This window comes from Microbispora sp. NPDC049633 (assembly GCF_040675265.1).
Classification (GTDB): Bacteria; Actinomycetota; Actinomycetes; order Streptosporangiales; family Streptosporangiaceae; genus Microbispora; species Microbispora maris.
The window spans coordinates 1-10,394 of the sequence record NZ_JBFAOO010000235.1; the positions used below are offsets into that span (position 1 = coordinate 1).

The 10,394-nt window shown below is 72.6% G+C and carries 7 protein-coding genes; 6 read left to right on the forward strand and 1 reads right to left on the reverse strand.

Annotated elements, in window-relative coordinates; genetic code table 11:
• Positions 1–172: 172 nt before the first annotated feature.
• The 4 genes from AB0J39_RS34750 to AB0J39_RS34765 all read left to right on the forward strand — a co-directional run bounded on the left by AB0J39_RS34750 (position 173) and on the right by AB0J39_RS34765 (position 6,320).
• A complete protein-coding gene (locus AB0J39_RS34750) occupies positions 173–886 on the forward strand; it encodes a hypothetical protein (RefSeq protein ID WP_363472567.1) in 714 nt (237 codons plus the stop codon).
• Between the two features lie 351 nt (positions 887–1,237).
• Positions 1,238–4,042, forward strand: coding sequence for a glycoside hydrolase family 3 C-terminal domain-containing protein (locus AB0J39_RS34755; RefSeq protein ID WP_363472569.1), 2,805 nt, complete (start codon positions 1,238–1,240; stop codon positions 4,040–4,042).
• Positions 4,033–5,040, forward strand: coding sequence for a LacI family DNA-binding transcriptional regulator (locus tag AB0J39_RS34760; protein ID WP_363472578.1), 1,008 nt, complete (start codon positions 4,033–4,035; stop codon positions 5,038–5,040). The genes AB0J39_RS34755 and AB0J39_RS34760 overlap by 10 nt, the downstream gene beginning before the upstream one ends.
• Positions 5,037–6,320 (forward strand): GH1 family beta-glucosidase, encoded by a 1,284-nt coding sequence (locus AB0J39_RS34765; RefSeq protein WP_363472570.1) that lies wholly within the window; start codon positions 5,037–5,039, stop codon positions 6,318–6,320. Before AB0J39_RS34760 ends, AB0J39_RS34765 begins: the two co-directional genes overlap by 4 nt.
• Positions 6,321–6,595: 275 nt before the next feature.
• Here the strand turns inward: AB0J39_RS34765 and AB0J39_RS34770 are convergent, their stop codons facing one another.
• On the reverse strand, positions 6,596–7,597 hold the full coding sequence (locus tag AB0J39_RS34770) for a 2-oxoglutarate and iron-dependent oxygenase domain-containing protein (protein ID WP_363472573.1): 1,002 nt from the start codon (positions 7,595–7,597) through the stop codon (positions 6,596–6,598).
• Positions 7,598–7,790: 193 nt separating this feature from the next.
• Between AB0J39_RS34770 and AB0J39_RS34775 the strand changes: the two genes are divergently transcribed.
• Entirely contained in the window at positions 7,791–9,179 is a 1,389-nt protein-coding gene (locus tag AB0J39_RS34775) for a HAMP domain-containing sensor histidine kinase (RefSeq protein WP_363472574.1), read from the forward strand.
• 80 nt (positions 9,180–9,259) lie between these two features.
• Complete coding sequence (locus AB0J39_RS34780) at positions 9,260–10,195, forward strand: DMT family transporter (RefSeq protein WP_363472576.1); 936 nt, start codon at positions 9,260–9,262, stop codon at positions 10,193–10,195.
• Positions 10,196–10,394: the final 199 nt, after the last annotated feature.

Genomic DNA, 10,394 nt, shown 5'->3' on the forward strand with positions numbered 1-10,394 from the left:
TGAATCTGCCAGGACCACCTGGTAAGCCTAAATAGCCCCCGCGGCCGCCGCCCCGGCCGGAACCTCCGCCGCGCCCAAGCCCCTTGCCGGGGTCGCCGTCTACCTCTCCTACGGCAAGGGCTTCCCGATCAGCCGGTACGAGCCCGGCAAGGGCTTCTCGAAACTGGGCGCGATGCCGATGACGGGCCAGTTCTCCGCGTCCCCGGACGGCAGGAAGCTCGCCTGGATCACGGACCGCGGCGAGCTCCGGGTCGGGAGCGGCAGCACGGCCACGACCGTGGCCAAGGGCGCCGCGGCCGGGTTCCCGTGCGCCACCCCGGCCTGGTCGCCGGACTCCCGCCTGGTGGCGTACGTGAACAAGGGCAACTCCGACGCCGGGCGGATCTCGGTCGTCGGCGCGGACGGCAAGGGAGCCCGGAAGGCGGGCACCACCCTCGGCGTCTGCCACCTCGCGTGGTCGGCCGACGGCCGCTACCTCGCCGGGTACGCGGGGACGACCGAGGGCGTGTACCGCCTCGACGTGAAGACCGGCAAGGCGGTCAAGGTGAAGGGCGTCGACCTCGCGAACCACGTGCAGAGCCTGTCGCCCGACGGCACGAAGGTGGTCGTGGCGCCGCTGTCGCGCAACGCGCCCGGGGGCGACGGCTCCTGGCCCGGCGGCTTCCGCCCGGCCGTGGTCGACGTCGCCACCGGCATGAAGACCGCCATCCCGGTCAAGGGCTCGCTCATCGGGGCCTTCTACCTGGGGGACGGCCGCCTGGTCGTCCGGGTCGCCGGACGCACCGCCAACACCCTGGTCGTGCTCGACAAGAACGGCAGGCAGTTGCAGCGCCTGAGCGAGCCGGCCGCGGCCAGGCGGCAGGCGCTGCTGCGGATCGTCGGCTGACGCGGGGGCTCCCCGGGCATCCGAGAGCGGGCGCGGACCGGCGGGTCCGCGCCCGTCTCCGTGTCCGCCTCCGCGCCCGTCTCCGTGTCCGCCTGGGGTCAGCCCCCGCGCTCGCGTACGACCGAGATGACATCGGGGGAACCGGCGCGACGAGAGGTCTTGACCTGAGCCGAGGATGCGGGCAATCTTCCGGATGAGTCCGGATTTACACACCGGAAACTCGCGGTAGCCCTTTCGAAGCGCTTCGACGGCGGGCGCTTCCCCAACCGAACAGCGGATCCTCGCGACGCCCTGTGGGCGCGTTTTTCGGCAGGTCATCGAAGCGCTTCGACGCGAAGGGTAACTCTCCAGATGAACGAACCGGCTCAAGGCCCGGCATTCCGGAACCCCGCGCTGTCTCCCGCCGACCGGGTGGACGACCTGCTCGGCAGGCTCACACTCGACGAGAAGATCGGCCTGCTGCACCAGTACCAGGCACCCGTGGAACGGCTGGGCCTGCGGCCGTTCCGCACCGGCACCGAGGCCCTGCACGGCCTGGCCTGGCACGGCCCGGCCACCGTGTTCCCCCAGGCCATCGGGTTGGCGAGCACCTGGAACCCCGACCTGGTCCGCCGGGTGGGGGACGCGACCGGCGACGAGGTCATGGCCTTCCACCACAAGGACCCGCAGAGCGTGGGCCGCAACGTCTGGGCGCCGGTGGTCAACCCGCTGCGCGACCCGCGCTGGGGCCGCAACGAGGAAGGCTACTCGGAGGACCCCTGGCTCACCGGCGTCATGGGCACGGCCTACGCGAGCGGCCTGCGCGGCGGCCACGAGGTGCTGAAGACGGCGCCCACGCTGAAGCACTTCCTCGGCTACAACAACGAGACCGACCGGTGCGTGACCTCCAGCGGCCTGCCGCCGCGGGTGCTGCACGAGTACGAGCTCAAGGCGTTCCGCCCGGCGCTGCAGGCCGGAGCCGCGGTGGCCGTGATGCCGTCGTACAACCTCGTCAACGGCCGGCCGGCCCACCTGTCGCCGCTGATCGACAGCCACCTGCGGGCCTGGGCGCCCGGCGACATCCTCGTGGTCAGCGACGCGTACGCGCCGGGCAACCTCGCCGGGATGCAGGGCTACCACAAGGACCTGCCCCAGGCGTACGCGCACGCGATCAAGGCCGGGCTGGACAGCTTCACCCAGGACGACGCCGACAGCGCCACCACCCTCGGCCACATCAGGACGGCGCTCGACCGCGGCCTGCTGAGCGAGGCCGACATCGACGCCGCCGCCCGGCACGCGCTGTCGATCCGGGTGCGGCTGGGCGAGTTCGACCCCGCCACGCCGTACGACGACATCACCCACGACGTGGTCAACAGCCCGGAGCACCGGCGGCTCGCGCGGGAGGCGGCCCGGCAGTCGATCACCCTGCTGAAGAACGACGGCCTGCTGCCGCTGGCCGCCCCGCGCACGGTCGCGGTGATCGGCCCGCTGGCGGGCGCCCTGTTCGAGGACTGGTACAGCGGCACGCTGCCGTACCAGGTGACGGCCCTGGCGGGGCTCGCCGAGCGGTGCGAGACCGTCTACTGCGAGGGCGTGGACCGGGTGGCGCTGCGCACCGAGGGCGGGTACGTCGGCGCGTCCGCCGACCCCGCGGGCGGGCCGCTGCACGTGGGGAGCGAGCGGTCCTGCTTCGACGTGTTCGACTGGGGCGGCGGCGCGTTCGCGTTCCGGTCCTGTGCCAACGGGCGGCACGTGTCGGCGGGGGAGGACGGCGTGCTGGTCAACGACCAGCCGGGCCCGAACGGCTGGGAGGTGCGCCAGACCTTCCGGATCGAGGAGCGGCCGAGGGGCGTCGTGCTGCGCAACATCTCCTCCGGCAGGTACGTCACCGTGGCGGACGGCGTCCTGCGCACGACCGACGACCCCGACGCCGCGGCCGTGCTGGCCGTGGAGCCGGTGGACAGCGGCGCGGCCCGCGCGGCGGAGGCGGCGGCCCGCGCCGACGCCGCGGTCGTCGTGCTCGGCGACCACCCGTTGGTGAACGGCCGCGAGACCGAGGACCGCGCGACGCTGGCGCTGCCGGAGCGGCAGGAGGCCCTGCTGAAGGCCGTCCACGCGGCCAACCCGGCCACCGTGCTGGTCGTCTCCAGCGGCTACCCCTTCGCCGTCACCTGGGCGCAGGAGCACCTGTCCGCGATCGTCTGGTCGTCGCACGGCGGCCAGGAGTACGGCCACGCGCTCGCCGGCGTGCTGCTCGGCGACGACGACCCGGGCGGCCGCCTCACCCAGACGTGGTACCGCTCGGCCGCCGAGCTGCCCGACCTGCTCGACTACGACATCATCGCCTCCGACGCCACCTACCTCTACTACCGAGGCCGGCCGCTCTACCCGTTCGGGCACGGCCTGAGCTACACCCGCTTCGCGTACTCCGGTCTCGAACTGTCGTCGGCGGAGGTCGCCGAGGGCGAGACGCTGACCGTCAGCGTGACCGTGACGAACGCGGGCGAGCGCGCTGGGGAGGAGGTCGTGCAGTTCTACACCCACCAGCGGCGCTCGCGGGTGAAGCAGCCGCTGCGTCAGCTGCGCGGCTTCGCCAAGGTGCGGCTCGCGCCGGGCGAGAGCCGTACGGTGTCGGTGGACGTGCCGGTCGGGGACCTGGCCTTCTGGGACGTGACGCGCGGCAGGCTCGTGGTCGAGGAGGCCGCGCACACGGTGCAGGTGGGCGCCTCGTCGGGGGACATCCGCCTGTGCGCGCCGGTCCGGGTGCGGGGCGAGCGCATCCCGCCGCGGGACCTGACCGCGGGGCCACTGGACGCGGCCGACCACGACGAGTACGACGGTGTGGTGCTGTGCGACGCCGCGCTCGACTCCGGGGACGCCGTGCGCTCCACGTCACCGGGATCGTGGATCGTCTTCCGCGACTGCGACTTCACCGAGGGGAAGGTGTCGGCCTGCGTGCTGGCGGTGTCGAGCGACGAGGGCGGGGTGGTCACGCTGCGGCTCGACGATCCCCTGACCGGCGAGGTCGCCGGCGCGGTCAGTGTCCCGCCCACGGTCACCAGGCATGATTTCGTCGAGGTGAGCACCCCTCTGGCGGGAGCGGCCGGAGTGCGCGATCTTTATGTGGTGTACGAGAGCGAGGGGGTCACGGTGAACGCGCTGGGGTTCTGCCCGTGAGGACCGTGACGATCGCCGACGTCGCCAAGCACGCGGGGGTCGCCGTCTCCACGGTGTCGTACGTGCTGAGCGGCAAGCGGGCGATCTCGGCGACCACGCGGCAGCGGGTCCTGGACAGCGTGCGTGCGCTCGGCTACCACCCCAACGCGGGCGCCCGCGCCCTGGCGAGCAAGCGCGCGAAGGTCATCGCGCTGGTGCTGCCGCTGCGGGCCGGCATGAACCTGCCGGTCCTCATGCAGTTCGCGACCTCGGTCGTCACCACGGCCCGGCAGTACGACCACGACGTGCTCCTCATGACGGCCGACGAGGGAGCGGACGGGCTGCACCGGGTGGCGGCCAGCGCGCTGGTCGACGGGCTGCTGCTGATGGACGTGGAGATCCACGACCCCCGCGTGCCGCTGCTGCGCAAGCTCGCCGAGCCGAGCGTGCTGATCGGTTTCCCTGCCGACCCCGAAGGGCTGACCTGCGTCGACCTCGACTTCGCCCGGGCCGGGGCGCTGTGCGCCGATCACCTGGCCGACCTCGGGCATCGCGAGATCGCGCTGCTCGGCGCGCCGCGCGTGGTCTACGAGCGCGGCACGGGCTTCGCGGAGCGGACGATGGCGGGCTTCGTCGAAGCGGCCCGGCGGCACGGCCTGGAGGCCGACGCGCGGCCCTGCGAGGAGTCGTTCGACGAGATCCACGCGGCCGTGAAGCTGCTGCTCGACGAGCGGCCGCGGCTGTCCGGGCTCGTCGTGCACAACGAGGCGGCCGCCGGCCATGTGCTGGGGGCGTTGCGGATCCTCGGCAGGCGGGTGCCCGAGGACGTCTCGGTGGTGGCGATCTGCCCGGACGACATCGCCGAGCGGGCCAGCCCCGCGCTGACCTCCGTGCTCATTCCCGCCGAGGACGTCGGCAGGCAGGCGGTCCGGCTGCTCATGGCAAAGCTGGAGGGCCAGGCCGTACCGGAGTCGACGCTCCTCGAACCTCGGCTGACGATTCGCGAAAGTTCACGATGACCTCATTTCCCGACGGCTTCCTCTGGGGCGCCGCGACCGCGTCGTACCAGATCGAGGGCGCGGTGCGCGCCGACGGCCGCGTCCCCTCGATCTGGGACACCTTCTCCCACACGCCCGGCATGGTCGTGGACGGGCACACCGGCGACGTGGCCTGCGACCACTACAACCGCTATCTCGAGGACGTCGAGATCATGGCGTGGCTGGGGCTGAAGGCGTACCGGTTCTCGGTGGCCTGGCCGCGCCTCGCCGACCTGAGCTTCTACGACCGGCTGGTCGACGCCCTGCTCGACAGGGGGATCGCACCCGTCGCGACGCTCTACCACTGGGACCTGCCGCAGACGCTGCAGGACGAAGGCGGCTGGGCCAACCGCGACACCGCCTACCGGTTCGCCGACTACGCCGCAGCCGTGCACAAGCGCCTCGGGGACCGCGTCGCCACCTGGACGACGCTCAACGAGCCCTGGGTGTCGGCGTTCGTGGGGTACGCCTCGGGCCGGCACGCGCCCGGCGTGACCGACCCGGCCGCCGCGTTCGCCGCCGCCCACCACCTGATGCTCGCGCACGGCCTCGGCGTGCAGGCGCTGCGGGCGGGGGGCGCGGAGTCGGTCTCGCTGACGCTGAACCTGACGCCGATCCTCGGCGACGCCGAGCCGGCCCGCCTGATCGACGGGCTGGCGAACCGGCTCTTCCTCGACCCCGTGCTGCGCGGCGAGTACCCCGCCGACGTCCTCGCCCACCTGGAACGTTTCACCGAGGTCGACCTGGACGACCTGCCCACCATCGCGCAGCCGATCGACGTGCTCGGCGTCAACTACTACACGGTCAACCGCGTCGTCGCCGACCCCTCGTCGGAGGGGCATGCGGAGTATCCCGGCAGCGAGGGCATCGCCTGGGAGGACCCGCACGGCCCGGTCACCGAGATGGACTGGGAGATCAACCCGGCCGGGCTGGAGGAGCTGCTCGTACGGCTGTCGCGGGACTACCCCGGCACGCCTTTGATGATCACGGAGAACGGGGCCGCCCTGCCCGACGGGGTGGCCGACCCCGGCCGGATCTCCTACCTCGACGCCCACTTCCGCGCCGCCCGGTCGGCGATGGACCGCGGTGCCGACCTGCGTGGCTACTTCGTGTGGTCGCTGCTGGACAACTTCGAGTGGGCCCGGGGCTACGACAAGCGGTTCGGGCTCGTCCGCGTCGACTACGAGACGCTGGAGCGCACGCCCCGTGACAGCGCCAGGTGGTACCGCGAGGTGATCGCCCGGAACGGCCTCGCCGGCTGAGGCCGCCCCAGCCGCGTCCCGGCGGGGACCGCCCCGGTCCCCGCCGGCGACCGGGGCGGCCGGGGGTGGCCAGGGCCTACCGGACGCTCTCCAGGCCGATCATCGCGACCACCAGCACGACCAGCGCGCCGAGTGGGCGGCCGACGACCACAGGCCGATCGGGACGGTCGCCACGGCCGGCAGCGCGGCGGCGGGGCCGAGGCCGAGGTGGTCGTGGCCGACCGCCTTCTTGATCCCGGCCGCCGTCGCGACGATGATTTCTTGATTACACCTTTTCAGCTCTCGCCCGGTGTGGGCGGAAGCACGCGGTCGCCCAGGTGCGGGAAGACCTTCGCGACCTTCGCCGTCAGGTAGTCGCCGTACGTGCCGGTGAAGGCCCGCAGGTCCAGGCCGTCCCAGCGGGCGCGGCCCCCCGCGCGGCCGGGCAGGGCGGGCAGCGGCGGCACCTCGCAGTCCCAGCCGGGGTCGAAGAAGAAGGGGAAGGACAGCCTGTCGCGGCCCGTTTCGTTGCGCACGCGGTGCGGGGTCGACCGATACAGCCCGCCGGTGAGTTTGTCGAGCATGTCGCCGATGTTGCAGACCAGCGTGCCGGGGATGGGCGGCGCCTCGATCCAGCCGCGTGCGGTGTGCACCTGGAGCCCGGGATTGTCGTCCTGGAGCAGCAGCGTCAGCAGGCCGTAGTCGGTGTGCTCGCCGACCCCCCACTCGTCCGGATCGGCGTACGGCGGGGGCGGATAGTGGAAGATCCGGAAGAGGATCGTGGGTGTGGCCGTGTATCCGGCGGCGAAGTAGTCCTCGTCGAGCCCCAGGCTCAGCGCCACGCCCCGCATGACCGCCTGCCCGACGTGGGTGAGGGCGTCCATGTACGCCAGCACGGCCGGGCGCATCTCGGGCACCTCGTCGGGGAAGAGGTTGCGCCCGTGCAGCGGCCGGGGATCGTCGTGGTCGTGCTCGGCGCCGAAGTAGACGCCCTCCTTGAGGTCGGGCCGGCCGGAGGTGAGCTCGCCGCCCACGGGGAAGTACCCGCGCCAGGCCCGTCCGCCCCGGTCCATGGAGATGCGCGACTTGTGCTCCGGCGGCAGCCGGAAGAACCGCGCCGCGGCCTCCCTGAGCCGTGCGACCAGGTCGCCGGGCACCCCGTGGCCGCTGATGTAGAAGAAGCCGCTGTCCAGGCAGGCGGCCTCGATCCGGCGCGCGACCTCGGCACGCTCCCGGCCGCTCCCGGAGCCGGTGAGCGCGGCCACGTCGATCACCGGCAGTGGTCCGGCGGTGTTCATACCTCCATATCCCACCATCCGGGGGCGTCGTCCGGAAGGCTCCTTTACCTGCTTGCCGGACGTGTTGCGCGTGCGGGGATTTCGAGCGCACAGGACCAACTCGTTCGGTTTGTCCCGTTACCGACGTATAACGCCCTGAAGAGTAGATTTCTTACGCACGGTCAATCGGGCCGCATCGTAAGTGGGCGATCACGTGGGTTTCGGGGATCGATGGTCGGTCAGGAGCCGCATCGCGCTGTTCACCGGCACGGTGGTCGCCCTGCTGTGCGTCGGGTTCTCGGTCGTCCTGGTGTGGGCGCTGTACATGACGGCCGGCGCGAACCTCATGAAGGAGGTGACGGCGGCCGGCGGGCGGGTCGCCTACCTCGTGGACCGCGGACAGGCCGGAAGCGTCCTGCCCTACGATCCCCCCTCCATGCGCGACCGGCCCGTCCAGGTGGTGGACCCGCGGGGCGGGGTGCGCGCGGCGACGCCGGACATGGCCGGCAAACCGGCCATGGCGACCTTCCACCCCCGGCCTCCGCTCCGCAAGGCCTCGCGGGAGGTCTGCGGCGGTGTGTTCGGCCCGGACGGATGTCACCTCGTGGTCGCGCAGCAGGTCTATCGCGAGGACGGAGACTGGACCGTCTACAGCGCGGCTCCGGCCCGGGCCATCGAGGTCCCGCCGGGCCTGGTGGCCGGCCTGGCCGTGGGGTCGGCGCTCGTCACGGCCGCCGTCGCGTACGGCACCCGGCGAAGCGTCAAGCGGGCGCTCATGCCGGTGCGGGCGATCCGGGGCGAGCTCGACGAGATCAACGCCTCGGACCTCGGGCGGCGGGTGCCGGTCCCGGAGGCCAGAGGGGAGATCCGCGACCTCGCGCAGAGCGTCAACTACACGCTGGACCGGCTGGAGGAGACGCTCGAACAGCAACGGCGCTTCACCTCCGACGCGTCCCACGAGCTGCGCAGCCCGATCACCGCGATCCGCGCGCAGGTGGAGGGCGCGCTCCTCGCGCCGCAGGAGTCCGACGTGAGCGAGATCGGGCAGGCCGTGCTGAAGAGCCTCGACCGGCTCCAGGCGATCGCCGCCGACCTGCTGACGCTGGCCCGCCTGGACGTGGGCGCGCCCTGCGAACGCGAGCCGCTGGACCTCGGCCGGCTCGTGGCCGCCGAGCTGGACACCCGCCGCCCGGTCAGGAGGGTCGTCCCGAATCTGGCCTCCGGCGTGATCGTCCGGGGGGACCGCATCCGGCTCGGCCGCCTGGTCACCAACCTGCTCGACAACGCCGAGCGGCACGCCGCGACCACCGTACGGCTGGAGGTGCGGCGGGAGGCGCCCGACGGCGACCCCCGCTTCCGCTCCGGCGCGGCCGTCCTGGAGGTGCTCGACGACGGCGCGGGCATCGCGCGGGACCAGCGGGAGCTCGTCTTCCAGCGGTTCACCCGGCTCGATACGGCACGCAGCAGGAACGCCGGGGGCGCGGGCCTGGGCCTGCCCATCGCCCGGCAGATCGCCGAGAGTCACGGCGGCACCCTGACGATCATCGACAGCCCGCGTGGCGCGTGTTTCATCCTGCGCCTGCCGCTCTCCCGGGAGTCCTGATAGGTCCGAAAACCACTGCCGCTCATGTGTCATGCCGCATTACGCTCCTTACCGGCACGTAAGCGGAGGGAATTGCACAAATGCGACGGTGGCTTCCGTCTTTCATCCTGTTGGCGCTCGTCTGGGGGAACAGCTTCTTCTTCATCAAGGTGGCGCTCGGAAGCCTCCATCCGCTCCAGATCTCCTTCCTCCGGATGGCCGTCGGGGCGTCGACCCTGCTGGTCGCGGTGTTCGCGACCGGCCGCCGGCTGCCCCGCGACCTCCGGCTGTGGGGGCACTTCGCGGTCGCCTCCGTCGTGCTGACCACGGTGCCGTTCACTCTCTTCGGGTATGGCGAGCAGCACGTCTCCTCCGTCGTCGCGGCGATCTGGAACGCGACGACGCCGCTGTGCACGCTCCTGTTCGCGCTGCTCCTGCGCAGCGAGAAGGCGACGGCCGCCAGGGTGAGCGGGCTCGGCCTCGGCTTCGCCGGCGTCATGGTGGTGCTGGGCGTGTGGCAGCCGATCTCCGGCGGCGCGGCCGTCGGCAGCCTGGCCTGCTTCGGCGCGGCCGCCTGCTACGGCGTGGGCGGGGCGTACATGGGCAGGTTCATCACCCCGCGCGGGGAGGAGCCGATGGTGCTGGCGGCCGCGCAGCTGGTCGCGGGAACGGCCGAACTCGCGGTGATCACGCCGCTCGCCGGGCTGAGCCTGGTCGAGATCGACGTCCCTCTGGCGGTCTGGGGCAGCCTCCTCGCGCTCGGCGCTTTCGGCACCGGCATCGCCTACCTGCTGCTGTACGGGATCCAGCGGAAGGTGGGAGTGACGGCCGCCTCGGCCGTGACCTACCTGATCCCGGTGTTCGCCGCCGCCTCCGGTGTGGTCTTCCTCGGCGAGCATCTGACCTGGAACCAGCCCGCCGGAGCCCTGGTGGTGCTGCTGGGCATCGCCGTGATCCAGGGGATCGTCCCCCGGCGCGGCGGGCCAACCGCCGCGCCGGCACGCGCCGTCCCCGCCGAGACCGACGCCGGGGCCTGATCCGGCCGGCGCGGCGCTCTTTCCGGCTCAGCGGGCCGGGGGCGCCTCGGCCCGGCTCTCCGTGGTGGTGTCGTCGTCCCGCTTCGTACGCCGCTGCCTCGGCGCGGCCTTACGCACCGTCGTCGTGGCCGGAGCCTCCCCGCCTGGCGGGTCCACGGCCGTCCCCGCGGTGGTGGAGCCCGTGTCCGCACCGGCCGCC

Excerpts from the sequence above, each read along its gene's own strand:
- AB0J39_RS34780 (WP_363472576.1), top strand. The coding sequence starts at position 9,260 with ATGCGACGGTGGCTTCCGTCTTTCATCCTGTTGGCGCTCGTCTGGGGG.
- AB0J39_RS34755 (WP_363472569.1), top strand. The coding sequence starts at position 1,238 with ATGAACGAACCGGCTCAAGGCCCGGCATTCCGGAACCCCGCGCTGTCT.
- AB0J39_RS34750 (WP_363472567.1), top strand. The coding sequence starts at position 173 with ATGCCGATGACGGGCCAGTTCTCCGCGTCCCCGGACGGCAGGAAGCTC.
- AB0J39_RS34765 (WP_363472570.1), top strand. The coding sequence starts at position 5,037 with ATGACCTCATTTCCCGACGGCTTCCTCTGGGGCGCCGCGACCGCGTCG.
- AB0J39_RS34770 (WP_363472573.1), bottom strand. The coding sequence starts at position 7,597 with ATGAACACCGCCGGACCACTGCCGGTGATCGACGTGGCCGCGCTCACC.